The sequence below is a fragment of the Vreelandella jeotgali Hwa genome (assembly GCF_000334215.1).
Lineage (GTDB): Bacteria > Pseudomonadota > Gammaproteobacteria > Pseudomonadales > Halomonadaceae > Vreelandella > Vreelandella jeotgali.
In genome coordinates, this window is sequence record NZ_AMQY01000014.1 from 128701 (window position 1) to 153948 (window position 25248).

The following is a 25248-nucleotide window of genomic DNA, read 5'->3' on the forward strand; positions in this document are numbered from 1 at the left end:
ACAAAGGTAACACAGTTTTTTGCCCGCCATATATTACCCGCAGCCTGTGCTCGTCGTTCCTGCGTGGCAGGGCGTCCGGCCGTGCAGGAAGAATGCCGTTTGCGGGCTAGCGCTTCGTTTGGGCGTAGGTTAGGGTAGGCGCATTTTTTCACGCCTCAATAAATCAGGCGCTCGCGCAAGCGCAGTATGGCCTTTTACAGCCGTTTCTATTGTCGGCACAGCATTCGAGTGGAGCAATATGGGCAAGTCACTGGTCATCGTGGAGTCGCCGGCCAAGGCGAAAACGATCAATAAATATCTCGGCAACGATTATATCGTCAAGTCGAGCGTGGGCCACATCCGTGATCTGCCGACCAGTGGTTCGAGCAAAACCGCCAGCGACCCCGGGGCGCGTGCTCGCCAGGCGGCGGCTACCCGCAGGATGTCGCCCGAGGAGAAGGCCGCGCACAAAAAACGCAAGGCGCACACCCAGCTGATCCGGCGTATGGGCATTGACCCGGATAACGGCTGGGAAGCCAACTACCAGACGCTTCCCGGCAAGGAGAAAGTCGTTGCCGAGCTGAAGAAGCTGGCCGCCGACGCCGACGCGGTTTATCTGGCCACGGACCTTGACCGCGAGGGGGAAGCCATTGCCTGGCACCTGCGCGAAACCATCGGCGGCGATGATCAGCGCTATAAGCGCGTGGTGTTCAACGAGATCACCAAAAATGCGATCCAGGATGCGTTCAAGGAGCCCGGTGCGCTGAACATTCCCCGGGTCGAAGCCCAGCAGGCGCGGCGCTTTCTCGACCGAGTGGTGGGCTTCATGCTTTCGCCGCTGCTTTGGGCCAAGGTCGCCCGGGGGCTGTCGGCGGGGCGAGTACAGTCGGTTGCCGTGCGTCTGATTGTGGAACGCGAGCGTGAGATCCGCGCCTTTATTCCCGAGGAGTTCTGGGACGTGCACGCCGATCTGGTCACGCCGGACGGCGAGGCGGTGCGCTTTGCCCTGGCGCGCCAGGACGGCAAGGCTTTCCGTCCGGCGTCGGAAGAGGAGACCCTTGAGCGCATCGCCGGTCTGAAAAACGCGACGCTGGCGATCACCTCCCGGGAAGACAAGCCCACGCGCTCCAAACCCAATGCGCCGTTTATCACCTCGACGCTGCAACAGGCGGCAAGCGGGCGGCTGGGCTTTTCGGTGAAAAAGACCATGACCATGGCCCAGCGTCTGTATGAGGCGGGCTACATTACCTACATGCGTACCGACTCCACCAATCTGTCGAGTGACGCGGTGGAAAGTGCGCGGGACTTTATCGGCAACGAGTACGGCAAGCGCTACCTGCCCGATGCCCCCAACCGTTACGCCAGCAAGGAAAGTGCCCAGGAGGCTCACGAGGCCATTCGCCCGTCCGACGTTGACCGCCGGGCCACCGACCTGGCCAATATGGAACGCGATGCCGAACGCCTCTACGAGCTGATCTGGCGTCAGTTTGTCGCCTGCCAGATGACCCCGGCGGAATATCTTTCCAGCACCCTGGGTATCGACGTTGACGGCTATGAGCTGCGGGCCAAGGGCCGCGTGCTCAAGTTTGACGGCTATACGCGGGTGATGAAGCCGTCGGGCAAAAACGAAGACCAGCAGCTGCCGGACCTGCCCGAAGGCACGCCGATGGCCCTCGACGCTCTGGATCCCCAGCAGCACTTTACCAAGCCGCCGGCACGCTACACAGAGGCGGCGCTGGTGAAAGAGCTGGAGAAGCAGGGCATCGGCCGGCCCTCTACCTATGCGGCGATTATTTCCACGATTCAGGATCGCGGCTATGTGCGCCTGGAAAGCCGGCGTTTCTATGCCGAAAAGCTGGGCGATATCGTTACCGAGCGGCTCAAGGAATCGTTCCCCGACCTGATGGATTTTTCCTTTACCGCGCGTATGGAAGACGGCCTGGATAACGTCGCCGAAGGGGAACGCGACTGGCGCGCGCTGCTGGATGCGTTCTACCACGAGTTCCGCGAAGAGCTGGCGCAGGCCGAAAGCGAAGACGGCATGCGCCCCAACGAGCCGGTGCCCACCGAGATCGAATGCCCCCAATGCAGCCGTCACATGCAGATTCGCACCGCCTCGACCGGGGTGTTTCTGGGCTGTAGCGGGTATAATTTGCCGCCCAAGGAGCGCTGCAAGACCACTATTGATCTGATCCCCGGCGAGGAGGCCGTCGCCGCCGATGCCGGTGCCGAAGCCGAAACCGATGCCCTGCGCGCCAAGCGTCGCTGCCCGCGCTGCGAGACCGCGATGGACAGCTACCTGATTGACGAAGGGCGCAAGCTGCATATCTGCGGCAACAGCCCGGACTGTCAGGGGTATGAAATCGAACACGGCAAGTTCAGGATCAAGGGCTACGAAGGGCCGGTGATCGAGTGCGACAAGTGCGGCAGCGAAATGCAGCTCAAGTCCGGCCGCTTCGGCAAATACTTTGGCTGCACCAGCGATGAATGCAAGAACACCCGCAAACTGCTGCGCAGCGGCGAAGTGGCACCGCCCAAGATGGACCCGATTCCCATGCCGGAGCTGGCCTGCCAGAAGGTAGACGATCACTATGTACTGCGCGACGGTGCCAGCGGGCTGTTTCTTGCGGCGAGCAAGTTTCCCAAAAACCGCGAAACCCGTCCGCCGCTGGTCAGGGAGCTTAAAGCCCACGCCGACGAGCTGCCCGACAAGTATCACTTCATTCTCGACGCCCCCGGTGAGGACCCCGACGGTCGCCCGGCGCAGATTCGCTTTTCGCGCAAGAACAAGGCGCAGTACGTGATGACCGGCGAAGACGGCAAGGCCACGGGGTGGAAGGCCACCTTTGAAGACGGCCGTTGGCAGGTCGAAGACAAGCGCAAAAAGTCCACGTCGGGCCGCTGATGTTCGCGCCTGGTGTCATGCCGGCCGTGAACGCGCGGCGCCCCTGTGCTGTCGCAATGGTGGTGTCACCGGCCTGTTAATCCATTTGGCCAGACAATCAACTGGAGCAGGTAATCAACCGGAGCAGGAAAGGAGACACTATGCGCTATAATCAGGTACGTGATCTGGTGGTCTGGGCGGCTGATTATCACGGCCGGATGTCGCGTCAATTCAGCGACAGGGCCGGCGTTGCCGACAGCGAGCGCCTGCAGATGGCGCTGGACTATCTGGCGGCCGAAGAGCGGCGCATGAAAGCCGGGCTTGACGATGTGCTGGCCGACGAATCGGGGCAGCAAAAAGTCCTCAATACCTGGTTTGACGACCCGACCGATTTTCCCCAGCCGCCCGAGCTCGAACATCTGGCGCAGTACGCAACCTACGACAGTATTGAATCGGCCATGGAGACCGCCACCCAGGCCCACAAGGCGCTCCAGCGGCTGTACGAGTACCGCGCCGAAAAGGCGGCCATCCCCGCCGGCGCGGACTTCTTCCGTTCGCTGGCCGAAGGCCACGAGGCCGAGGTGCGCCGTATTGTCTCGCAGTTTGAAGAGTTCAACGATCTCTAACGCGCTCGGCATTGCCCTCGTGAACCGAAAGCGGCCCCGTTAACGCTACCATTGAGAACCGGCGGTGGCACCGACGCTCTCCCGGAGCGCGCCAGCCGCCGGCCAAGCCTTCGAGACCCCTGACATGACCCTGAACCGTCGTTATTTTGTTGCCGGTGCCCTCGCTCTCATGACCGCTTACGCCGCGCCCGCCAGCGCCGGCTTCATGGCCGAAGTGGCGTTTACGGATCTGGTCGAGCAGCAGCTGGCGCAAGCGACGCACCCCCGGTACGCCGATGAAATCTGGGTGCTGGTCAATCATGGTGCCTCGACGCTGGATGTGTATCGTGGGGACAACCGCGTTGAACATTTTGCGCCGGTCTCGGTCGGCCGCGGCGGTACCAGCAGCCGGCGTGTGAGCGGCGGCGGGGTAACGCCCCGGGGCGAATTTCACGTCAACCGCTTCAACTTTGACAGCCGTTGGCACCTGTTTGTGGGGCTCGACTACCCGACGCCCGATCACGCGCGGATGGCGCTGCGCACCGGGGTGTATTCGCGCGCCGAGTATCAGGCGTACTTTGATTATTATCGGCGTTACGGCAACCCGCCGCAGAATACCGTGCTGGGCGGGGCGATCGGCCTGCACGGGCTGGGTCCGGCCGATCCCGACATCCACGAGCGCTTCGACTGGACCCAGGGCTGCGTGGCGATGACCGACCCCCAGATCGACCGCCTGGAAGGGCTGGTGGATATCGGGACGCGGGTGGTCATTCGCTAGGCCGGCGTCGCCAAACGCCCGGGAATGTTCAAAGTTTCAGTATTTGCGGCCGTATTGCTGGACAAAGGCGGTGCGCTATAATACAACACCCTCACGCGTTTGTGCCTCGCGGCACAAGTCGCTGTCTCCGGTCTGCACCGGGTGGGTAGACAAGACTGTATAAGGTCTCTAGCCTTGTCACTGTCGATTCATCAACGCAGTACCGTACGTAGTACTAAACGCAGTACCGGTATTCAGTACCGATATTTAGTACCAACACGTAGTACCAAGGAAACTCAAGGAGAACCCCATGACTCTGAAGACTACCCTGAAAATGTCCGCTGCCGCCGCTTCTTTGGCTCTGCTCGCCGGCTGTGCTTCCAACAGCGCACTGGAAGAAGTTCGCACCACGGCAGAATCCGCTCAGGCTGATGCCGCTGAAGCACAAAGCACGGCCTCTCAGGCGCTGAACACGGCCAAGCAGGCGCAGCGTGATGCACGTTCCGCTCTGCAGATGTCCGAGAAGAACCGCGAAGAAATGAACCGCATGTTCGAGCGCTCCATGCAGAAGTAAGATGGCATGAAGCCGCATGGCGCCTGACACTACGTCCCGGTGCCATGTGGTGGCTATCGAACAGCGCAAAAAACCCTGCTTCGGCAGGGTTTTTTGCTGTCCGGCTGTTGGGCCGGGCCGCCGCCGGCCCGGCGATGGAATCAGGCGGCAGAGGCCTGGTGGTTGAGGGTGTTCAGCAGGGCTTCCAGCTGCTCAAAGCGGGCATCGGCGCTTTCCATGGGCAGGTTGAAGCGCAGGGTGTCCGAGCCGTCCAGCTGGTAGGTATCGGGCGCGCCCTGAATCAGGTTGACCAGCGTCATGGGGTCAACCCGGGTATCGCCGGCAAAGAGGATGCGCCCGCGCGTTTCTCCGGCTTCCAGCCGCTGGATTCCCAGCTGTTCGGCGCGCTGGCGCAGTCGGGTCTGACGTATCAGGTGCTTGAGCGGCGTGGGCAGAAGCCCGAAGCGGTCGATCAGCTCGACCTGTAGCTCCCGGAGTTCGTGATTGTCGGTGGTGTTGGCGATGCGCTTGTAGATCACCAGTCGCTGCTGAACATCGTGCACATAGTCCTGGGGAATCAGCGCCGGCAGGTTCAGGCTGATTTCCACGCCGCTGTCGAAGGGCGCGTCCAGGTTGGGCGTCTTGCCGGCACGGATGGCCTTGACCGCCCGGTCGAGCATTTCCATGTACAGCGTATAGCCGATGGTTTCCATCTGACCGCTCTGTTCATCGCCCAATAGCTCCCCGGCGCCGCGGATTTCCATGTCATGGCTCGCCAGGGTAAAGCCGGCGCCAAGGTCATCCGACGTGCTGATCGCTTCCAGGCGCTTGAGCGCATCCCGGGTCATGGACTTGGGCGGCGGCGTCAGCAGGTAGGCATACGCCTGGTGGTGGCTACGCCCCACGCGTCCGCGCAGCTGGTGCAGCTGGGCCAGGCCGAACTTGTCGGCGCGTTCGATCAGGATGGTATTTGCGCTGGGAACGTCGATGCCGGTTTCGATGATGGTCGAGCACACCAGGACGTTGAAACGCCGATGGTAGAAGTCCGACATGATCCGCTCCAGGCTGCGCTCGGGCAGCTGGCCGTGGGCAACGGCCACCCGGGCATCGGGCACCAGCTCGCGGATTTTCTCGGCGGCGTTGTCGATGGTCTTGACTTCGTTGTGCAGCACATAGACCTGGCCGCCGCGCAGGATTTCACGCAGCAGAGCCTCCTTGATGGTGCCGTCGGCGCGCTGCTGCACGAACGTCTTGACCGAGAGCCGGCGCGCCGGCGGGGTGGCAATGATCGACAGGTCGCGAATACCGCTCATGGCCATGTTGAGCGTGCGCGGGATGGGCGTGGCGGTGAGCGTCAGGATGTCGATTTCGGCGCGCAGCGTCTTGAGCTTTTCCTTTTGTGCGACGCCGAAGCGGTGCTCCTCGTCGATGACCAGCAGCCCCATCTGCGGCAGCTCGACGCTTTTCGACAGCAGCTTGTGGGTACCGATGACGATATCGGTCTGGCCGTTCTTGACCCGGTTGAGTGCCTCGGTGGCTCCCTTGCCGCCCGTCGCGCGGGACAGCAGGCTGACGTTGACGGCGGTATCCGCAAAGCGGTCGCGGAAGTTTTCAAAATGCTGGCGGGCCAGCAGGGTAGTGGGTACCAGCACAACGACCTGACGCCCCGACTGCACCGCGAGGAACGCCGCGCGCATGGCGACCTCGGTCTTGCCGAAGCCGACGTCGCCGCAGACTACACGGTCCATCGGCTGGGGGGCGGTGAGGTCGTCGACCACGGCGTCGATGGCGGCTTTCTGGTCGGGCGTTTCCTCGAACGGGAAGCTGGCCGCAAAGCGCTGGTAGTCATCCCCCGGCGCATCGTGAATCACGCCCTGTCGGGCTTCCCGGCGGGCATAGATATCCAGCAGCTCGGCGGCGGTATCGCGGACTTTTTCGGCCGCTTTTTTACGGGCTTTTTCCCACTGCTCGGATCCCAGCTTGTGCAGCGGCGCGAGGTCGTCGTCGGCGCCGCTGTAGCGCGAAATCAGGTGCAGGTTGTCCACCGGCACATAGAGTTTGGCGCCACCGGCGTATTCCAGCGAGAGGAATTCGCTCGCCTGGCCGCCGGCATCCAGCGCTTCCAGTCCGCGATAGCGCCCCACGCCGTGGGCCTGGTGCACCACCGGCGCGCCGGGCTTGAGCTCGGACAGATGGCGCACGGCGAATTCGTTGTCGTCGGTCGCCCGGGCCTGACGCCGGCTCTGACGGACCACCTCGCCGAACAGCTCGGTTTCCGTCATCACCGCAATGTCGGGATTTTCCAGCCAGAGGCCGGCGTCGACCTGCCCCTCGGTCAGGGCAAAGTGCTCGCTGCCGTCGAGAAAAGCGGCAAAGCCGTCGACGTGGGGCAGCGTCAGCGACAGCGGCGCGAGCAGATCTTCAAGCGCTTCGCGCCGGCCCCGGGATTCGGCCACAAACAGGATTCGGGTGTCGGGATGGGTGTCGATAAAATGTGACAGCGCCGCCAGCGGTGTTTGCCGGCGGGCGTTGATGGCCACGTCCGGCGGCTGCAGGGCATCGGGAGTTCGAGCATGGCGGTGTTGCGTGTCGTCGGTCAGCTCGATGCGCGGACGCCGGTTGATGGCGGCAAAGATGTCGCTGACCGGCCAGAAGGCTCGGTGCGGCGGCAGCAGTGGGCGCGTGGGGTCCACGCCCAGATTGGTATGGCGTTCGACAATCGCGTTCCAGTGCTGCTCGGCGGCGTCGAATACCCCGGGCAGCAAGGCGACGTGGGTGCTCTCGGTCAGGTGATCGAAAAGCGAGGCGGTGTCTTCGAAGAACAGCGGCAGATACTGTTCCAGCCCCGGTGACGGAATGGCCTTGAGCGCGTCGTTGTACAGCGGACATTGACGCGGATCGACATCGAACAGCGTCTCGAACTGTTCGCGGAAGCAGGCAATGGCGCTGCGCGACAGCGAATACTCGTGGGCGGGCAGCAGCTCCACGCGCTCGACCTTTTCGCTGGAGCGCTGGGAACCGGGGTCGAAATAGCGCAGGGTGTCGATTTCGTCGTCGAAGAGGTCAATACGCACGGGCTGCTCCATGCCCATGGCGTAGAGGTCGATCAGCGCGCCGCGGATGGCGTACTCGCCGGGCTCGTAGACGGTTTCCACCGCGCGATAGCCCGCGCGGGTCAGCGACTCACGCAGCTGCTCGCGGTCCAGGGTATCGCCGGCGGTGAGGGTGAGAACGCGCCCGGCAATGTAGTCCACCGGCGGCAGGCGCTGCATCAGCGTATTGACCGGCACCAGAACGATGCCGTGAATCCCGCCTTGAAGCCGGCGCAGCGTGCGCAGCCGGGCCGAAACGATATCCTGATGCGGAGAAAAACTGTCGTAGGGCAGTGTTTCCCAGTCGGGAAACGGCAGTACCGGCACGTCGCTGTAGAAGGCCAGCGTTTGCTCCAGGCGCTGAGCGCTGGCCGTGTCGGGCGTAATCACCAGCAGCGGTGCCTGCCGGGCCGCTCGGGCCAGCGCCAGCGCCGCTGCGCTGCCGGGGGGTGACGTCCAGAAAAGCGTATCGCGGCTGCCCCGGGGCGTGGGTGGATCAAGCAGTGAAAAAGTCGGCATAGTCAGTCATGGAAGCAGGGTTGAGCGTAAACGGGGTTGAGCGAAAATGTGCGTAAACGATGTTGAGCGTAAGCAATGTTGCGCATAAACAATATGAAGGAAACGCGGGATTGTACATCATCAGCCGGGCCGGGTTGCACGAAACCTGTACGGCACGGGCCGCGATGGTGGGTCAGGGCGCCGGGCCGGAGGCGTGTAGCCCCTTTACAGTGGCTGCGACCATCCAGTGATTGCGATGCGGGTTTCAGGTCGGGATAATGCGCGCTACCAATCCCTTCCTTTATTACCCAGAGAGGTCGCACGTGAGTCAGCCGACGCATGAAAACGTTTTTCAGGAATGGCAGGGCAACGAGGCCCTGGCCGAGCAGATGATTCCGCTGGTCGGGCGTCTGTACCGCCAAAACAACGTTGTGGCCACCATGTTCGGCCGCTCGCTGATCAAGCAATCGGTCATCCGCATTCTGAAAGATCATCGGTTTGTGCGCAAAATCGAGGGGACCGAGCTGTCGGTTGCCGATACCTACCCGATCGTCAAGGCGATGAGCGAGCTCAACCTGGGGTCGGCGCACGTCGATGTGGGCAAGCTCGCGGTACTCTTCAAGCACCAGGGCGGCGGTGATGTCGAGGCTTTCCTGCGTCGGGAGCTGCACGATATCGTCGATGCCTACCAGCCCGGTTCCAGCACCGGCGAGCCTCAGGACGTGGTGCTCTACGGCTTTGGCCGCATCGGCCGCCTGCTGGCGCGGGTGATGATCGAGAAAGCCGGCGGCGGCAACCTGCTGCGCCTGCGGGCGATCGTCGTGCGGGGCCGCGGTGACGTGGCCAAAGACCTGCAGAAGCGTGCCAGCCTGCTGCGCCGCGATTCCGTACACGGCCCTTTCGAGGGCAGTATCGACGTGGATACCGAGGCGCGCACGTTGATTGTCAACGGCAACGTCATCCAGATGATCTACGCCGACTCTCCCGGCGATATCGACTATACCGACTACGGTATCAACCACGCCGTGGTCGTCGACAACACCGGCATCTGGCGTGACGAAGACGGCCTGGGGCAGCATCTGGAGTGCCCGGGCGCCTCCCGGGCCATCCTCACGGCGCCGGGCAAGGGCAATATCAAGAATATCGTCTACGGCATCAACCACGATGACATCCAGGCAGACGACCGCATCCTCTCGGCGGCGTCCTGCACTACCAACGCCATCGTGCCGGTGCTCAAGGTCATCAACGATCGGTATCGGGTCAGGACCGGCCACGTCGAAACCGTTCACGCCTATACCAACGATCAGAACCTGATCGACAACTACCACAAGGGCGATCGTCGCGGCCGCAGCGCGGCGCTGAACATGGTGCTGACCGAAACCGGCGCGGCCAAGGCGGTGGCCAAGGCGCTGCCCGAGCTGGAAGGCAAGCTGACCGGCAATGCCATTCGCGTTCCCACCCCCAACGTGTCCATGGCGATTCTCAACCTGACGCTGGAAAACGACACCGACGCCCAGTCACTCAATGACTACCTGCGCGAGATGTCGATTCACTCGGCTTACCAGAAGCAGATTGACTACGTGGATTCGGCCGAGGTGGTGTCGTCGGACTTTGTGGGCAATCGCAAGGCGGGTATCGTCGACGCCAAGGCCACCATCGCCAGCGATCACCACGCCGTGGTCTACCTCTGGTACGACAACGAGTTCGGCTACAGCTGTCAGGTCATTCGCCTGCTGCAGGAAATGTCTCACGTCAACTTCCTCAAGCTGCCCCACGAAGACAAACTGACCTGATCGCCGCAAGCGGATCAAAACGCCACCTTCGGGTGGCGTTTTGCATGCTGGTTGCCGCATTGACAAGCGGGCGCATCGGGCCTGTATCGCCTTTGGTCGGCTGTCCTGATCTGGCCATTGGGCGCGCTTATCTTTATAATGTGGTTGATTTTCGGGGTGGTTCGGGCACTGCTTGAGCCGGACTGGTCAACATTCCAAACGGATAACAAGAAGTCGATTCCTTTCGAACCCCTTATCTTCGTATATCCGATCCATCAACTGGGCGAGACTATGATCGAAGTCAAAAAAGGCCTGGATCTTCCCATCACGGGGGCACCCGAGCGGCGTATCGACGATGCGCAGCCGGTGCGTCACGTGGCGATCCTGGGTACTGACTATGTCGGCATGAAACCGACGATGGAAGTACAGACAGGGGAGAAGGTCAAACTGGGCCAATTGCTCTTCACCGACAAGAAAATCGCGGGGGTTCGCTTCACCGCGCCTGCTGCCGGTGAGGTTGTCGCCATCAACCGTGGCGAAAAGCGTCGCTTGCTGTCTGTCGTGATCAAGGTCGACGAGAGCGCTGAAGCGGGCGAGGAGGCCGTGTCCTTCACGGCGCACGAGCGCAATACTCTCGGTGGTCTGGAGCGTCAGACCGTTGTTGATCAGCTGGTGGAGTCGGGCCTGTGGACGGCGCTGCGGACGCGCCCCTACTCGCGCACCCCGGCTATCGACAGCCAGCCGGCCGATATTTTCGTGACCGCCGTGGATACCCATCCGCTGAGCCCGGACCCGGCGACCGTGGTCAATGAGGCGCCCGAAGCCTTCGAGGACGGCCTGAAGGTATTGTCCCGCCTGACCCAGGGCCGGGTTTACCTCTGTACCGGCCAGGGAGCGTCCATTCCCGGCAGCGATATCGACGGCGTGCAGGCAGAAGCCTTTGGCGGGCCGCACCCGGCCGGCCTGGTGGGGACACATATTCATCACCTGTCGCCCGTTGCCCTGCACAAGCAGGTCTGGCACATCGGCTATCAGGACGTGATCGCCGTGGGCAAGCTGTTTGTACAGGGTAAGCTCGATGTCAGTCGCGTCATGGCCGTGGCCGGGCCGCGTGCCGAGTCACCCCGGCTTTTGCGCACGCGGGTGGGTGCCTGTACCGACGAACTGCTCGCCGATGAAATCATCAAGCCCGATGACACCCGGGTGATTTCCGGCTCGGTCTTTTCCGGCTTTGCCGCCGAAGGCAGCCTGAGCTATGCCGGCCGTTTTGATAACCAGTTCAGCCTGATCGAAGAGGGCAACAAGCGCAGCTTCATGGGCTGGCTATCCCCGGGCAGCGATCGCCACTCCGTCCTCGGGATCTACCTGTCCAAAGTCAAGGGGCTGTTCAACTATGCGCCGACGACCTCGACCAACGGCTCCGAGCGCGCCATGGTCCCGGTAGGGGCGTATGAAAAGATAATGCCGCTGGATATCATGCCGACGCAGCTGCTGCGTTCGCTGATCGTGGGGGACATTGAGGTTGCCATGCAGCTTGGATGTCTGGAGCTGGATGAAGAAGATCTGGCACTGTGCACGTACGTCTGCCCCGGCAAGTACGAGTACGGCCCCATCCTGCGTGACAATCTTACCCTGATCGAGAAAGAGGCCTGATGATGGGTATTCGACAAACCCTCGAGCGTATCGAGCCGCATTTTCACAAGGGCGGCAAGTACGAGAAGTTCTATCCGCTGTTCGAGGCGGTAGACACCATTTTCTACACCCCGCCCGACGTTACCAAGACCACGGCCCACGTCCGCGACGGTATCGATCTCAAGCGCATGATGATCACCGTCTGGCTGTGTACCTTCCCGGCGATGTTTTTCGGCATGTGGAATGCCGGCTGGCAGGCCAATACCGCCATCGAAGCCGGCTATGCGTCCATGGACGGCTGGCGCGAAGCGCTGATGATGGTGCTGGCATCCGGGCACAACGCCGACAGCCTCTGGGCCAACTTCGTTCTGGGCGCCACCTACTTCCTGCCGATTTATCTGGTGACCTTCGTCATCGGCGGTTTCTGGGAAGTGCTGTTTGCCATCAAGCGCGGCCACGAGGTCAACGAGGGCTTTTTTGTGACCTCGGTGCTCTACGCGCTGATCCTGCCGGCGACGATTCCGCTCTGGCAGGTGGCGCTGGGGATTACCTTCGGCGTGGTGATCGGCAAGGAGGTTTTCGGCGGCACCGGCAAGAACTTCCTCAACCCGGCGCTGACCGGCCGTGCCTTCCTGTATTTTGCCTATCCGGCGCAGATTTCCGGTGACTCCATCTGGGTCGCAGCCGATGGCTATACCGGTGCTACGGCGCTGTCCATGGCGTTTCAGAATGGCATGGACCAGGTGGCTTCCTCCTTTAGCTGGTGGGATGCGTTCTGGGGCTTTATCCCCGGCTCGGTGGGCGAGGTATCGACCTTTGCCATTCTGATCGGCGCGGTGGTCCTGCTCTGGACCGGCATCGCTTCCTGGCGCATCATGCTGGGCGTGTGTCTGGGCATGATCGCCACCAGTACGCTGTTCAACCTGATCGGTTCCGACAGTAACGCCATGTTCGCCATGCCCTGGTACTGGCACCTGGTCGTGGGCGGCTTCGCCTTTGGTACCGTGTTCATGGCCACCGATCCGGTATCGGCATCCATGACCAATCCGGGGCGCCTGCTGTTCGGCATACTGATCGGCTTCATGACCGTGCTGATTCGTGTGGTCAACCCGGCATTCCCCGAGGGCATCATGTTGGCGATCCTGTTTGCCAACCTCTTTGCGCCGCTGATTGATCACTTCTTTGTCCAGGCCAACGTCAAGCGCCGTATCAAGCGCGTGGGCGTGCCGGCCGAGGAGACTGCCTGATGGGTAACAATTCGATCAAAAAGACGCTGATCGTGGCGTTTGCGCTGTGTATCGTCTGCTCCGTGATCGTATCCACGGCGGCGGTAGCCCTGCGCCCGCAGCAGCAGCTCAACCAGGAGCTGGATCGCAAGACCAATATCCTCAACGTGGCCAACCTCTACAGCGAGGGCACCGACGTGGAAAAGGTCTTCAACAACAAGATGCAGGCTCGCGTCGTCGATATGCGTACCGGCGAATATACCGACGAGTTTGATCCCGATACCTTCAATCACTTCGAGGCAGCGAGCGATCCGGCGACCGGCCGTACGCTTTCCGGACCGGAAGATATTGCCGGGCTGTCGCGGGTCGAGAACTATACGACGGTATATCTGGTGGGCGACCCCGACGATCCCGACCAGATCGTACTGCCGCTGCGCGGCCAGGGCCTCTGGGGCCTGATGCGCGGCTTCCTCTCGGTGAAGGGCGACGGTAACACTCTCCAGAGCATTACCTACTATGAGCTGAGTGAAACGCCGGGCCTGGGCGCCGAGGTCAACAATCCGCGCTGGCAGGCGCTCTGGGAAGGCAAGAAGATCTACGATGAGAAGGGCGACCTGTCTCCCGCGATTCATCTGTCCAAGAGTGCCAGCGGTGACAACGAGGTCGATGCACTTTCCGGTGCCACGCTGACCAGTAACGGCGTGACCAACATGCTTCAATTCTGGTTGAGCCCGGAAGGTTTTGGCGAGTATCTGGCCCGGTTCCGCAGCGGAACCAGCCCGGATGACGCGCAAGACGCCGACGGCACGCTTGAATCCGAAGGAGCCTAATCATGGCAGACGTCACTCCCAAAAGCGTCCTGACGACGCCGATATTTCAGAATAACCCCATCGCCCTGCAAATCCTGGGGATTTGCTCGGCGCTGGCGGTGACTACCAGCATGAGCGTCTCGCTGGTCATGACGGTGGCCGTTATCTTCGTCACCTCGCTGTCCAGCTTTTTCGTTTCGCTGATTCGCAACCATATTCCCTCGTCGATCCGGATCATCGTGCAGATGACCATCATCGCCTCGCTGGTGATCGTGGTGGATCAGATTCTCAAGGCCTACGCCTACGAAATCTCCAAGCAGCTGTCGGTCTTTGTCGGCCTGATCATCACCAACTGCATCGTCATGGGTCGCGCTGAAGGCTTTGCGATGTCCAACTCGCCGGGGCTGTCGTTCCTCGACGGCGTGGGCAACGGTCTGGGCTACGGCTTTGTGCTGATGGTTGTCGGCTTTGTCCGCGAGCTGCTCGGGTCGGGTAGCGTTTTCGGTATTACCATCCTGCAAACCGTGCAGGACGGTGGCTGGTACGTGGGCAACGGCCTGCTGCTGCTGCCGCCGTCGGCGTTCTTTGTCATCGGCCTGCTGATCTGGGTAATGCGTTCCATCAACCCCGACCAGGTGGAAGAGAACGAATTTCAGATGAAGGACAACACCCAGCCGAAGGAGGCCGTATAGCATGGAACATTATCTGAGCCTTTTGGCGAAGGCGGTTTTCGTCGAAAACATGGCGCTGGCGTTCTTTCTGGGCATGTGTACCTTCCTGGCCGTTTCCAAGAAGGTCTCATCGGCGCTGGGTCTGGGCGTTGCCGTCATCGTTGTGCTATCGGTCACCGTGCCGATCAATAACCTGGTGTATACCTACCTGCTGCAGGAAGGCGCACTGACCTGGACGGGTATTTCCGGTGCCGAAAACATCGACCTGTCGTTTCTGGGGCTTCTCAGCTACATCGGTGTCATCGCGGCGTTGGTGCAGATCATGGAGATGTTCCTGGATAAATACGTGCCCGCGCTATACAACACCCTGGGCGTGTTCCTTCCGTTGATTACCGTGAACTGCGCCATCCTTGGTGGCGTGCTGTTCATGGTCGAGCGCCACTACAACTTCGGTGAATCCGTGGTGTACGGCTTTGGCGCCGGTTTGGGCTGGGCGCTGGCGATTGCCGCTCTGGCCGGTATCCGGGAAAAGCTCAAGTACAGCGACGTGCCGGCCGGTCTTCAGGGGTTGGGTATCACCTTCCTCACGGTTGGCCTGATGTCGCTTGGCTTCATGTCTTTCTCGGGCATTCAGCTGTAATCGAGCGGTTTTTCCGCGGCGCTCGCGGGCGTCGCGGAAGCCGGCATAATCACCAGCAATAGGAAACCGACATGGTTGATACATCCATCATCCTGCTCGGTGTTGTCATGTTCACGATCATTGTCATCAGCCTGACAATGGTCATCCTGGCAGCCCGCAGCAGACTCGTGAGCAGCGGCGACGTGACCATCGAGGTCAACGACGATCCCGAGCACAAGCTAAGCACCCAGGCCGGCGGCAAGCTGTTGAATACCCTGGCCGCCAACGGCATCTTTCTGTCCTCCGCCTGCGGCGGCGGCGGCTCCTGCGCCCAGTGCAAGTGTCGTGTGGAAGAAGGCGGCGGCTCGATTCTGCCGACTGAGGAATCGCACTTCACCATGCGCGAGAAGAAGCAGGGCTGGCGCCTGTCCTGTCAGGTACCGGTGAAGCAGGACATGAAGATCGAAGTGCCCGAGGAAGTCTTCGGGGTCAAGAAGTGGGAATGTGAGGTGACCGCAAACCACAACGTTGCCACCTTCATCAAGGAGCTCAACCTCAAGCTTCCCGAAGGCGAAGACGTGGCCTTTCGCGCCGGCGGCTATGTGCAGCTGGTGGCGCCGCCCTACGACATCAAATTCTCCGACTTTGATATCGACGAGGACTACAAGGGCGACTGGGAGAAGTTCAATCTCTTCAATATCGCGCACAAGAGCAACGAAGAGATTATCCGCGCCTACTCCATGGCCAACTATCCGGAAGAGACCGGCATTCTCAAGTTCAACATCCGGATTGCCACGCCGCCGCCGGGCACCAACCATCCGCCGGGCCTGATGTCGACCTATGCCTTCAGCCTGAAACCCGGCGACAAGGTCACGGTGATGGGGCCGTTCGGCGAGTTCTTTGCCAAGGACACCGATGCGGAGATGATCTTTATCGGCGGTGGTGCCGGCATGGCACCCATGCGCAGCCATATCTTCGACCAGCTCAAGCGTCTGGATACCAAGCGCAAGATGAGCTTCTGGTACGGCGCGCGTTCCTGGCGCGAGACCTTCTATAACGAAGAGTACGACCAGCTGGAAAAGGATCACGACAACTTTGAATGGCATCTGGCGCTGTCCGATCCCCAGGACGAAGACAACTGGGAAGGGCCGACCGGCTTCATTCATAACGTGCTGTACGAAAAGTACCTCAAGGATCATCCGGCGCCGGAAGACTGCGAGTACTATATGTGCGGCCCGCCGATGATGAACGCCTCGACAGTCAAGCTGCTGCTGGATCTCGGTGTCGAGCCGGAAAACATCATGCTGGACGACTTTGGCGGCTAGTTGATGCTCGGCCTCGCGTCCTGGAGACGTCAGAGGCAAGAACGTTAGAGAAAAGCCAGTGCAGAACGGGGTCGGCCGACAGGGCTGACCCCGTTTTTTTGTTATTCGCGACCGTGCTGACGGGTATTTGTTTTTCCTCCCGACGGCGGGGATAATGGCTTTAACGGACAGCGTCGTGGTCAAGGCGTCTACTGCCCCGGCCGGGCCGAACAGGCCGATGGCGCGGCGTCTGCCCGATAGTGATGGCGGACGACACCCGTATCAGGAGGACATGAGTAATGACAATCTGGCTACTTGCCCTGGGTTTCATGCTGTTGGTAATGGCGGCGATGGCAATCGGTGTGCTGATGGGGCGCAAGCCCATCGCCGGTTCCTGCGGCGGCCTGAATCAGCTGGGGCTCAAGGAAGGCTGCGATATTTGTGGCGGCAAGGATGACGTTTGCGAAGAGGAAAATCGCAAGCGTCAGGGCATCAGCGCCCGCCGACAGGACGATGCCAATCGCGGCGCGGACCTGGGCTACAACATCGCGCGGTAAACCGGCGCCGGGCGTCGGCTTTATTGCAAAAATCCCGCATCGCGAGTGAACTGCACCCCGAAAGTTGGACATCATTCAACCTTTGGGGTGTTTTTTTATGGCCCATGTTTTCAAAGTTCACGTTTTCACGGTCACCGGCTGCGTCGCGCCGGCCCGGGGCCTGGCGGGATGGGTCAGAGGCTATCCAGCGCGCTCCGTGCTTTTGCCTGCCAGTCGCCGGGCAGCGCGGCCGCTTTTTCCAGCGCTCGCCGTGCCCGAGCCGTTTTGTCCTGTTGCCGGTAAACCAGCCCCAGGTTCAGCCAGGCAACACCCAGTTCCTCATCGATGCCAACGGCGCGGCGAAAGGCCTGAATGGCATTTTGCGGTTGCTCCTGGTGGAAGCTGGCGTTGCCCAGGCCAAAATAGGCCATGGCGTTGCGCGGCTGGGCTCGGGTGAGTGCCCGCCAGCTGGAAAGCGCCGCCCCGCTGCCATGCAGCGACTCATAGCTGCTGATGGCATCCACGGCGCGCCTGGCGGTGACGCCGTCGGGAATCCGCCCCGGCTCGGCCAGTACCAGCCCCCAGCGCTGGCTACGCTGCCAGGTAGCATCAAAACGGCCGAAGGATAGCGTATGCCGGCGAATCTCGCCGCTGCGCATGATGAGCGTTTCGTCCGGCAGGTCATAGCCGATCACAACCGCGTAATGCCACATCGGCCAGGCGGGCAGCGACAGGTTCTGCATGACAATAACCGGATCACCCGCAGCCACATGGCCCAGCAGCGCATCGAAAGTAGGGCGTATGGGATAGGCAATGCGTTGATGACGCCGTGCCGTCGCCAGCATTTCGGGCTGGACGCTGCCCTCGCGCCCCGGGAGGAATACCTCGGATACCAGGCTTTGCGCGGTAATATCCGTGTCGCGCACGCTGCCCGCGGGTGTCGCGGTGTCGGCCCCGGGACTATCTGCCCCGGGACTATCTGCCCCGGGACTGTCTGCCCTGGAACTGTCCGCGCTGGGGCGGTCGACTTCAAGATTGCCGGTTTTGAGATTGTCGGCTTTGAAAGCACCAGCTTTGACAGTATCAGCTTCGAGAACGCCGGCAGCGAATGAGCCGGGGCGATGGGTATCGGCTGGTAAGTCGGCAGGAGAGTAGTTGAGCGCCGTGGCCAGAGCGGCCGGGCCGCACTGATACTTTTCCTGCGGATAAAAGGGGACGTTCTCGAGTTCGACATGCTGTGGCAGCCGGTAGGTGGCCTGCTGTAGCGCGGGGCTGCCGGCGCAGCCTCCCAGCAGGATCATCAGGCATGCCAGCCACAGCAAAACGCCCGCAGGGCGGGCGTTTTCCGGAAGGCGTGAAAGCCGGCGGGGTTTAACGGGTAAACGGAAAGACACTGGTCAGTCCCAGAATATCGGTAACCAGCAGAATCACGAAAACGGCAAACAGCGCGCCCACCACGCCGGAGCCGGCGGGCATGGCATCGAGCCGGTCGGCCATTTGCCGGGCCTCGGCATCGCTGAGCGCGGCCACGCGGTCCTTGACCTGGTCCACGCTGACGCCCTGGGCAAGCAGTTGATCCTGGACGTCGGCGCGGGCCAGTACGTCGTTGATGCGTTGGCGATCGCTGCTCGCGGTATCGGCCTGGAGCGCGGACTCTGTGCTGACCAGACCGGCGGTCTGGGCGGCCGCAGCGTGCAGGCTGCCGAGGGTGAAAACGGCGATCAGTAGAATCGCAACGTGACGGCGTAGATGAAGCATGATCCGGTGTCCCCTTTGTTGGAGGTGTTGGCCTGGTGAGGTTCGTTTTTCTCGTGCGGCGTTGAGCGAGCCTAAGTAGCGGTATTGAACAAGCACGCACAACGGCACGTATGGAGTTGAGTATAAACAGAAGCAGCGGGGTATTTAAGGTCGGCGAGTGCAGCAAACCGCCATGATTGTTGCAGAAAGTAACTGGCCGGGAAGCGGTCAGTGCACGCGATAGGTCCAGGCCGTTTCGGCCAGCGGCCCGCGCCCGCCGGCCAGGGTGAGCGCCAGGTCATGCAGGCCTTGCCACAGCGGCACCGGCGAGGCGCCCTTGACCGATAAGTCCAGCCGCTGCGCCATCAGCAACAGTTTGTGCAGACGGCGCATGGGCAGGCGCTGGATAGCGCTCTGGTAGGCCGGGCGGCGGCGATCGAAGATCATGGGTTTTTGCGCCTTGCAGGCGTGTTCAAAGCTTTGCCCCTGCTCCAGGTGCTGATGCAGAGACAGCAGGGTGCGCATTTCACGCCCCAGCGCCCAGAGCACCAGCGGGGCTTCGATGCCTTCGCTCTTCAGCCCCTGGACAATTCGTGAGGTGCGGCTGGTTTCCCCCTTCAGGCAGGCATCCGTGAGATTGAAGATATCGAAGCGCGTGCTGTCTTCCACGCCTCCGGTAATATGCGTCATGGTTACCCGGGCATTGGGCGGTAGCACCAGGGCCAGCTTTTGCAGCTCCTGATCGGCGGCCAGCAGGTTACCTTCGGTGCGCTCGCCCAGCAGACGCGACGCATCCGCTTCTATCTGCAAACCATGGAGCTGTGCCCGGTCGCGAAGCCAGAATCCCAGTCGGGAAACGTCCACCGGCCATACCGGTACAAAAAGGCCCTGTTTATCCAACGCCTTGAACCAGGCGCTTTTCTGCTGGCGGGCGTCCAGCTTGCCCATGCTGACCAGCAGGACGTCATCGCTCTGTGCCATCTGCTCGGCGTACTGGGCGAGGACCCTGGCGCCTTCCTGACCCAGTTTATGCCGCCCCAGACGCACTTCGATCAGCTTGCGCGTAGCAAAAAGCGACAGATTGCCCGCTACTTCCAGCAGCTGCCCCCAGGCAAAGTTGGGTTCCACGTCGATGACTTCGCGTTCTTCCACGCCGGCTTCCCGCGCGGCTGCGCGTACCGCATCGCAGGCATCGCGGTGCTGCAGCGGTTCGTCGCCGGCGACGATGACGGCGGGAGGGAGCTGTTTGGCCAGCGCCCCGGGAAGTTTATCGGCAAAGACCTTCACTGAAGCGCCTCGATGCTGCCCAGCCGCTCCATAATGCGGCCCGCCAACCGTTCGCCCAGCTGCTGACGGGATTCCTTGACCAGCACGTCGCGGTTCAGCGAGTCGTCGTTGTTGATGCGTCGCCTGAGCGTCTCGCTGAAGGCTTCACGGTTCCACAGGTAGGCGCCGGTGCTGCGCTGCTGCACCGAGACGTCGGCCTCAAGGGTAAATTCATGCTCGCGGCTTCCGCGCCCGTTGCCGCCCAGGCGCCGGTTATGCACGCGTACGCCGCCGAGCGTCAGTTGCCAGGCGGCATCTTCTCTGATGCCGCCGCTACGCCGTTCGAGACGCTGTGCCAGCGCCTGCCCCAGCGCGCTTTGCGTATCGCCTTCGAGAGCCAGCGCAGGCAGGTCGGGCAGGCCGTCACGCCCGCGCAGATGGAAGCCACAGCCGCTCAGCAGCGTACCCGCCAGCGGGATCAACGCCGCGCCAAGTGCCGCGTGGCGCAAAAAGGTACGACGCTGAAGCCGGGGGGCTGTTCGGGAGCGTTCGGTGCTCATCCGCTCACCACGATGTTGACCAGCTTGCCGGGCACCACGATGACCTTGCGTACGGTTTTGCCGTCGGTATGGCGTTTGACGTTTTCATCGGCCATGGCCAACGCTTCGACCGCTTCCTTGTCGGCGTCTGCCGGCGCCTGAAGGCGTGCGCGCAGCTTGCCGTTGACCTGAACCACCAGCTCGATGCTGTCGCGGGCCAGTGCCTCTTCGTCGAGCGTCGGCCAGGCGGCGTCAATCGCCGGCTTGTCGTGACCCAGCTGCTGCCACAGCGCGTGGCAGAGGTGCGGCGTGATCGGCGCCAGCAGCAGGACGCAGGTTTCGATCGCCTCCCGGGCCACGGCGAGGCTATCCGCATCGGCGGCGTCGGTGTCGTGGGTAAAGCGCCCCAGGCTGTTGGACAGCTCCATCACCGCGGCGATGGCGGTGTTGAAGGTTGTGCGCCGGCCGATATCGTCGCTGGCCTTCTTGATGGTTTCGTGGGTCTTGCGCCGCAGCTCCTTGTGGGCGTCGGTCAGCGCCGCGTCGGCCAGTGCGGCCGGCGTGCCGGCGGTGACGTGCTCGTGCACCTGACGCCAGAGGCGCTTGACGAAGCGATGCGCGCCTTCCACGCCGGCGTCCGACCATTCGAGCGACTGCTCGGGCGGAGCGGCAAACATCATGAACAGACGCACGGTGTCGGCGCCAAAGCGATCGATCATCGACTGCGGGTCGACGCCGTTGTTCTTCGACTTGGACATCTTCTCGATGCCGCCGGCTTCCACCGGCTGGCCGTCGCTTGCGAGTACCGCGCTGACCGCGCGGCCCTTGTCGTCGCGTTTGACCTCGACTTCCGCAGGGTTGAACCACTCCTTGCCGCCGTTTTCGGTGGGGCGGTAGTAGGTTTCGGCGATGACCATGCCCTGGGTGAGCAGCTGCTGGAAGGGCTCGTCGGAGTCCACCAGGCCGGCGTCGCGCATCAGCTTGTGGAAGAAGCGCGCATAGAGCAGGTGCAGAATGGCGTGTTCGATACCGCCGATGTAGAGGTCCACCGGCAGCCAGTAGTTGGCGCGCTCGTCGAGCATGGCGTCGGGATTGTCGGCGCAGCAGAAGCGCGCGTAGTACCAGGCCGATTCCATGAAGGTATCGAAGGTGTCGGTTTCCCGGGTCCAGCCGTCGCCCAAGTCGGAAAACTCGGGCATTTTCTTCAGCGGCGAGCCCGAGGCGTCAACGGTGACCTCCATGGGCAGTTTCACCGGCAGCTCGTCGTCGGTGAGCGGCACGGTCTGGCCTTCCGGGCCGTACTTCACCGGAATCGGCGCGCCCCAGTAGCGCTGGCGGGCGATGCCCCAGTCGCGCAGGCGGTAGTTGGTCCTGACCTCGCCGCGGCCCTGGTCGGCGAGCGCACGGGCGATGGCGTCAAAGGCCGCGTCGAAGTCCAACCCGTCAAACTCGTTGGAGTTGATCAGGGTGCCGTGCTCGATGTAGGCGCCTTCGCTGAGATCCGGCGTGTTGCCGTCGGCGTCGGCAATCACCGGCGTGATGGGCAGGCCGTATTCGCTGGCAAACTCCCAGTCGCGCTGGTCGTGGGCGGGGACGGCCATGACCGCGCCGGTGCCGAACTCCATGAGCACAAAGTTGGCCGCGTAAACCGGCACGCTTTGGCCGGTAAGCGGATGAATGGCGTTATGCCCCGTTGCCATGCCTTTCTTGGTTTTTGTGGCCATTTCCGCTTCGGTGGTGCCGCCTTTGGCGCACTCATCGCGGAAGGCGGCCAGCTCGGGGCTGTGCTCGGCGGCGCTTTTGGCCAGCGGGTGGTCGGCGGCCACGGCGACGTAGGTCACGCCCATCAGCGTATCCGGGCGGGTGGTGTACACCGCCAGCGGCTCGCACTCGTCGCCGTTGGCGGCGTTGATGTCAAAGGTCAGCTCGACCCCGCGCGACTTGCCGATCCAGTTGCGCTGCATGGTCTTGACCTGCTCGGGCCATTCGACCTTGTCCAGGTCGGCCAGCAGCTCGTCGGCGTAGTCGGTAATTTTCAAAAACCACAGCGGAATATCGCGGCGCTCGACCGGCGCACCCGAGCGCCAGCCGCGGCCGTCGATCACCTGCTCGTTGGCCAGTACCGTCTGATCGACCGGGTCCCAGTTCACCGTGGACATCTTCTTGTAGACCATGCCGTTTTCCACCAGCTGGGTGAAAAACCACTGCTCCCAGCGGTAGTAGTCGCTGTCGCAGGTGGCAAACTCGCGGTCCCAGTCGTAGGCAAAGCCCAGCGCCTTGAGCTGGCGGCGCATGTAGTCGATGTTATCAAAGGTCCACTTGGCCGGCGGCACCCGATTTTGAATCGCGGCGTTTTCCGCCGGCATGCCAAAGGCGTCCCAGCCCATGGGCTGCATGACGTTTTTGCCCTGCATACGCTGGAACCGCGATACCACATCGCCGATGGTGTAGTTGCGCACGTGCCCCATGTGCAGCTTGCCGCTGGGGTAGGGGAACATCGACAGGCAGTAGAATTTTTCGCGGCTGGCGTCTTCCACGGCCTTGAAACACTGATTCTGTTGCCAGTACTGCTGGGCGTCGCGTTCGATTTCGCTGGGGCGGTATTGTGCGTCCATCGGTTTATTCAGGGCCTTGGGGTGCTCGCCCGGCGGAACCGGGCCGAGAGTGAATGGTAAACGTCGAATGTTAAAGCATTGTCTCGATTGTATCCTATGAAGGTGTAACCTTGAACGGCAAGCACTTGATACGGTGAGCACCTGAATCGCCCGCACTTGTATGAAAAAGGAGAGCGTCATGGAAAAGCATAACGAGAGTCGTCTGCGCGAAGGCTATGAGCGCCTGCTGGAACGCGTGAAAAACGGCGCGCAGGAGCTGACCTGGGATAACTTGCAGAAAGATCTGGACGACGCCGTCGAGTTCGAGGATGAGCTCGCCGAGTACACCCGGGACGAGCTGGCGCTGCTGCGTGCCTGGGTCGAGCGAGACCTCAAGGACATGCGCGGCTACTTGAGCGAATCCGGCCGCCAGGTCGCGGAGTGGTTGGGCATTGATCTGGCTCGGCTGTCCCGCCGGGTGAGCGAGTCGCTGCTGTCGATCGCCGATCGCAGCGTGGTCGAGCGCGAGCGCTTTGACGAGGATCTGGAAGCGGCACGTGCCGATTACTGCGAAGGCGAAATGGCCGCGCCGGGTAAAATGGCCTGTACCCACTGCGATGCCGAAGTGGTGCTGGACCAGGTGCAGCTGCTGGAGCCCTGCCACCAGTGCGGCAACCGCTATTTCGTACGTCTGACGGCCGCCCGCAAGGCCTGAGGTCGACGTTGGGCCAGGCCGGGCTGGCGCTCAGGCCTGGCCCAGCCGGGTCGCCAATGCGCTCATGGCCACCAGCGCCAGCACGCTCATTACGGCGGCGTAGCCCAGGTTGTGCTTCATCATCCGATAGCTGCTGATCCCGTAGCGCCCCTGCAGCGACAGGTTGATGCCGGAAAGCGGCCCGACGGCGGTCCCCACTCCCCAGGCGGCCAGTGCCACAAAGGCAAACAGCGTCTGGGCGCTGCCGTCCAGCGAGAGGATCGACGCCAGGGTGGATACCCCGATAATCGGATGCAGGCCGATAATCGAGCTAAGGACAATGACCACAAAGCTCGTCATGGCCTGGGGCAGGCCGAAATGGGCGAACAGCGTCCACTCGTCGCGGGTGACGGCGTCGACCAGGGTGGAAAGCCCGAGGGTAAAGAGCCCGGCCGCCAGAAACAGCGAGATTTCCCCGCGCATGGCGGGTAGCCGCGTCATGCTGTGCTGATAAACCCGGTACAGCGTATAGCGCGGCCCTCGGGGCAGGTTGGCGGCCAGCGCCACCGACGGCAGCAGGAAGGTGATAATACTCACAATGGACAGCGCCGGCGTCAGGCGGAAATGAAACAGCATGACGAGTACGGCCATGCCCAGCGGCATCAGCAGGCTGCGCGGCGCCAGGGAAAAGCCTTCAACCTCGCTCAGGTCAAAGCGGCGGCGCAGCTCAAGGGTGCTGATCAGCCCGGCGCACATGGCCAGCGGAAAGCCCGCTAGCGCCACATAGCCGTATTGCATGTCGGGCACCAGCGCAATCACCACCCCCATCGAGGCGAAAAACGGTGACCACAGCGCCGCGCTGGAAAGCCCACGGTTCAAGGCAATCAGCTGGGGCATGGACAGCGGCTCGCGCCGGGAAAGCCGGTCGCCGACCATGAAAACCGCCGAGAGATTGAGAATGGTGCCGAGAAAATGCACCCCCGCCCAGCTGCGCAGCACGCCTCCGGTGCCGGTAACGCGCTCTCCCGGCGTGGGCCGGTTGCCCCCGGTACCGATCAGCGCGATGAAACTCACCCCCACCAGCATGGCCACGACAAAGGCGTTGCGGCGTAGAATATCCGGCCAGCTGATGGGCACGCCGTAGCCCAGCCGCGCCACCAGCAGCATGGCAACCCCCAGAATAATCAGCGCCGCCGCCTGCAGGCGGGAACGCCGGGGGATATCGCGCCAGAGCAGTGCCACGGCCAGCCAGAGCCCGTAGCTGACCGCCCTTGAGGTGTCGCCCAGGCCGGTGAAGCCGGCTATTTGCACCAGCAGCGCGAGGAAGATCAAGGCGCCCGCGATGCGCTGACGAGGAGTGCTTTCGTGCATGGTTATCGTCCTGAAAAGATCGGCAGCAGGCTAACGGCAACGTCGCCGAAAAGCCAGGGCCGCAGACGTGGCAGAGCCTTTGTTCGGCCTTTTGATGCGGTTGCGGATCT

The 25248-nt window shown here is 62.2% G+C and carries 20 protein-coding genes; 13 read left to right on the forward strand and 7 right to left on the reverse strand.

What is annotated here, in order from left to right:
- Nucleotides 1–238 precede the first annotated feature (238 nt).
- The 4 genes from topA (at nt 239) to C793_RS0106650 (ending at nt 4799) form a co-directional block, all read left to right on the forward strand.
- Nucleotides 239–2884 (forward strand): type I DNA topoisomerase, encoded by a 2646-nt coding sequence (gene topA / locus C793_RS0106635; protein WP_017430159.1) that lies wholly within the window; start codon nt 239–241, stop codon nt 2882–2884.
- A 140-nt stretch (nt 2885–3024) separates the two neighbouring features.
- Nucleotides 3025–3489 (forward strand): 2-hydroxyacyl-CoA dehydratase, encoded by a 465-nt coding sequence (locus tag C793_RS0106640; protein ID WP_017430160.1) that lies wholly within the window; start codon nt 3025–3027, stop codon nt 3487–3489.
- A 124-nt stretch (nt 3490–3613) separates the two neighbouring features.
- On the forward strand, nt 3614–4246 hold the full coding sequence (locus C793_RS0106645) for a L,D-transpeptidase family protein (RefSeq protein ID WP_017430161.1): 633 nt from the start codon (nt 3614–3616) through the stop codon (nt 4244–4246).
- Nucleotides 4247–4535: 289 nt separating this feature from the next.
- Nucleotides 4536–4799, forward strand: coding sequence for an Lpp/OprI family alanine-zipper lipoprotein (locus C793_RS0106650; RefSeq protein WP_017430162.1), 264 nt, complete (start codon nt 4536–4538; stop codon nt 4797–4799).
- Nucleotides 4800–4939: 140 nt separating this feature from the next.
- On the opposite strand, the gene mfd is transcribed toward C793_RS0106650, so the two are convergent.
- Entirely contained in the window at nt 4940–8389 is a 3450-nt protein-coding gene (mfd, locus tag C793_RS0106655) for a transcription-repair coupling factor (RefSeq protein WP_017430163.1), read from the reverse strand.
- Between the two features lie 302 nt (nt 8390–8691).
- Here mfd and C793_RS0106665 point away from each other — a divergent pair, with 302 nt between their 5' ends.
- The 8 genes from C793_RS0106665 to nqrM all read left to right on the forward strand — a co-directional run bounded on the left by C793_RS0106665 (nt 8692) and on the right by nqrM (nt 16958).
- On the forward strand, nt 8692–10161 hold the full coding sequence (locus tag C793_RS0106665) for a glyceraldehyde-3-phosphate dehydrogenase (protein ID WP_017430165.1): 1470 nt from the start codon (nt 8692–8694) through the stop codon (nt 10159–10161).
- 270 nt (nt 10162–10431) lie between these two features.
- Nucleotides 10432–11793 (forward strand): Na(+)-translocating NADH-quinone reductase subunit A, encoded by a 1362-nt coding sequence (locus C793_RS0106670; RefSeq protein WP_017430166.1) that lies wholly within the window; start codon nt 10432–10434, stop codon nt 11791–11793.
- The gene (locus C793_RS0106675) at nt 11793–13019 is read left to right on the forward strand and encodes an NADH:ubiquinone reductase (Na(+)-transporting) subunit B (RefSeq protein WP_017430167.1); all 1227 of its coding nucleotides are present in this window, start codon (nt 11793–11795) and stop codon (nt 13017–13019) included. Before C793_RS0106670 ends, C793_RS0106675 begins: the two co-directional genes overlap by 1 nt.
- Nucleotides 13019–13828, forward strand: a complete 810-nt coding sequence (locus C793_RS0106680) for a Na(+)-translocating NADH-quinone reductase subunit C (protein WP_017430168.1) — start codon at nt 13019–13021, stop codon at nt 13826–13828. The genes C793_RS0106675 and C793_RS0106680 overlap by 1 nt, the downstream gene beginning before the upstream one ends.
- Before the next feature lie 2 nt (nt 13829–13830).
- Nucleotides 13831–14499: an NADH:ubiquinone reductase (Na(+)-transporting) subunit D gene (locus C793_RS0106685; RefSeq protein WP_017430169.1), complete on the forward strand. Its 669-nt coding sequence runs from the start codon at nt 13831–13833 to the stop codon at nt 14497–14499.
- 1 nt (nt 14500) lies between these two features.
- Nucleotides 14501–15118, forward strand: coding sequence for an NADH:ubiquinone reductase (Na(+)-transporting) subunit E (gene nqrE / locus C793_RS0106690; protein WP_017430170.1), 618 nt, complete (start codon nt 14501–14503; stop codon nt 15116–15118).
- Nucleotides 15119–15189: 71 nt separating this feature from the next.
- Nucleotides 15190–16422, forward strand: coding sequence for an NADH:ubiquinone reductase (Na(+)-transporting) subunit F (nqrF, locus tag C793_RS0106695; RefSeq protein ID WP_017430171.1), 1233 nt, complete (start codon nt 15190–15192; stop codon nt 16420–16422).
- Between the two features lie 278 nt (nt 16423–16700).
- The gene (gene nqrM, locus C793_RS0106700; protein ID WP_017430172.1) at nt 16701–16958 is read left to right on the forward strand and encodes a (Na+)-NQR maturation NqrM; all 258 of its coding nucleotides are present in this window, start codon (nt 16701–16703) and stop codon (nt 16956–16958) included.
- A gap of 173 nt (nt 16959–17131) precedes the next feature.
- On the opposite strand, the gene C793_RS14295 is transcribed toward nqrM, so the two are convergent.
- The 5 genes from C793_RS14295 to leuS all read right to left on the reverse strand — a co-directional run bounded on the left by C793_RS14295 (nt 17132) and on the right by leuS (nt 23094).
- Entirely contained in the window at nt 17132–18238 is a 1107-nt protein-coding gene (locus C793_RS14295; RefSeq protein ID WP_245550199.1) for a PA2778 family cysteine peptidase, read from the reverse strand.
- Between the two features lie 70 nt (nt 18239–18308).
- Nucleotides 18309–18695 (reverse strand): PA2779 family protein, encoded by a 387-nt coding sequence (locus C793_RS0106710; RefSeq protein ID WP_017430174.1) that lies wholly within the window; start codon nt 18693–18695, stop codon nt 18309–18311.
- Between the two features lie 207 nt (nt 18696–18902).
- Entirely contained in the window at nt 18903–19961 is a 1059-nt protein-coding gene (gene holA / locus C793_RS0106715) for a DNA polymerase III subunit delta (protein ID WP_017430175.1), read from the reverse strand.
- A complete protein-coding gene (locus C793_RS0106720) occupies nt 19958–20500 on the reverse strand; it encodes an LPS-assembly lipoprotein LptE (RefSeq protein ID WP_017430176.1) in 543 nt (180 codons plus the stop codon). Before C793_RS0106720 ends, holA begins: the two co-directional genes overlap by 4 nt.
- Nucleotides 20497–23094, reverse strand: coding sequence for a leucine--tRNA ligase (gene leuS, locus C793_RS0106725; protein ID WP_017430177.1), 2598 nt, complete (start codon nt 23092–23094; stop codon nt 20497–20499). Before leuS ends, C793_RS0106720 begins: the two co-directional genes overlap by 4 nt.
- A gap of 178 nt (nt 23095–23272) precedes the next feature.
- On the opposite strand from leuS, the gene C793_RS0106730 reads away from it, so the two are divergent.
- Nucleotides 23273–23788 (forward strand): zinc ribbon-containing protein, encoded by a 516-nt coding sequence (locus tag C793_RS0106730; RefSeq protein ID WP_017430178.1) that lies wholly within the window; start codon nt 23273–23275, stop codon nt 23786–23788.
- A gap of 30 nt (nt 23789–23818) precedes the next feature.
- On the opposite strand, the gene C793_RS0106735 is transcribed toward C793_RS0106730, so the two are convergent.
- Nucleotides 23819–25138 (reverse strand): hypothetical protein, encoded by a 1320-nt coding sequence (locus tag C793_RS0106735; RefSeq protein WP_017430179.1) that lies wholly within the window; start codon nt 25136–25138, stop codon nt 23819–23821.
- Nucleotides 25139–25248: the final 110 nt, after the last annotated feature.

Excerpts from the sequence above, each read along its gene's own strand:
- nqrE (WP_017430170.1), top strand. The coding sequence starts at position 14,501 with ATGGAACATTATCTGAGCCTTTTGGCGAAGGCGGTTTTCGTCGAAAAC.
- C793_RS0106720 (WP_017430176.1), bottom strand. The coding sequence starts at position 20,500 with ATGAGCACCGAACGCTCCCGAACAGCCCCCCGGCTTCAGCGTCGTACC.
- C793_RS0106710 (WP_017430174.1), bottom strand. The coding sequence starts at position 18,695 with ATGCTTCATCTACGCCGTCACGTTGCGATTCTACTGATCGCCGTTTTC.
- C793_RS0106735 (WP_017430179.1), bottom strand. The coding sequence starts at position 25,138 with ATGCACGAAAGCACTCCTCGTCAGCGCATCGCGGGCGCCTTGATCTTC.
- leuS (WP_017430177.1), bottom strand. The coding sequence starts at position 23,094 with ATGGACGCACAATACCGCCCCAGCGAAATCGAACGCGACGCCCAGCAG.
- C793_RS0106650 (WP_017430162.1), top strand. The coding sequence starts at position 4,536 with ATGACTCTGAAGACTACCCTGAAAATGTCCGCTGCCGCCGCTTCTTTG.
- C793_RS0106675 (WP_017430167.1), top strand. The coding sequence starts at position 11,793 with ATGATGGGTATTCGACAAACCCTCGAGCGTATCGAGCCGCATTTTCAC.
- C793_RS0106670 (WP_017430166.1), top strand. The coding sequence starts at position 10,432 with ATGATCGAAGTCAAAAAAGGCCTGGATCTTCCCATCACGGGGGCACCC.
- topA (WP_017430159.1), top strand. The coding sequence starts at position 239 with ATGGGCAAGTCACTGGTCATCGTGGAGTCGCCGGCCAAGGCGAAAACG.
- nqrF (WP_017430171.1), top strand. The coding sequence starts at position 15,190 with ATGGTTGATACATCCATCATCCTGCTCGGTGTTGTCATGTTCACGATC.
- C793_RS0106730 (WP_017430178.1), top strand. The coding sequence starts at position 23,273 with ATGGAAAAGCATAACGAGAGTCGTCTGCGCGAAGGCTATGAGCGCCTG.
- mfd (WP_017430163.1), bottom strand. The coding sequence starts at position 8,389 with ATGCCGACTTTTTCACTGCTTGATCCACCCACGCCCCGGGGCAGCCGC.
- nqrM (WP_017430172.1), top strand. The coding sequence starts at position 16,701 with ATGACAATCTGGCTACTTGCCCTGGGTTTCATGCTGTTGGTAATGGCG.
- C793_RS0106685 (WP_017430169.1), top strand. The coding sequence starts at position 13,831 with ATGGCAGACGTCACTCCCAAAAGCGTCCTGACGACGCCGATATTTCAG.
- C793_RS0106640 (WP_017430160.1), top strand. The coding sequence starts at position 3,025 with ATGCGCTATAATCAGGTACGTGATCTGGTGGTCTGGGCGGCTGATTAT.
- C793_RS14295 (WP_245550199.1), bottom strand. The coding sequence starts at position 18,238 with ATGATCCTGCTGGGAGGCTGCGCCGGCAGCCCCGCGCTACAGCAGGCC.
- C793_RS0106645 (WP_017430161.1), top strand. The coding sequence starts at position 3,614 with ATGACCCTGAACCGTCGTTATTTTGTTGCCGGTGCCCTCGCTCTCATG.
- C793_RS0106680 (WP_017430168.1), top strand. The coding sequence starts at position 13,019 with ATGGGTAACAATTCGATCAAAAAGACGCTGATCGTGGCGTTTGCGCTG.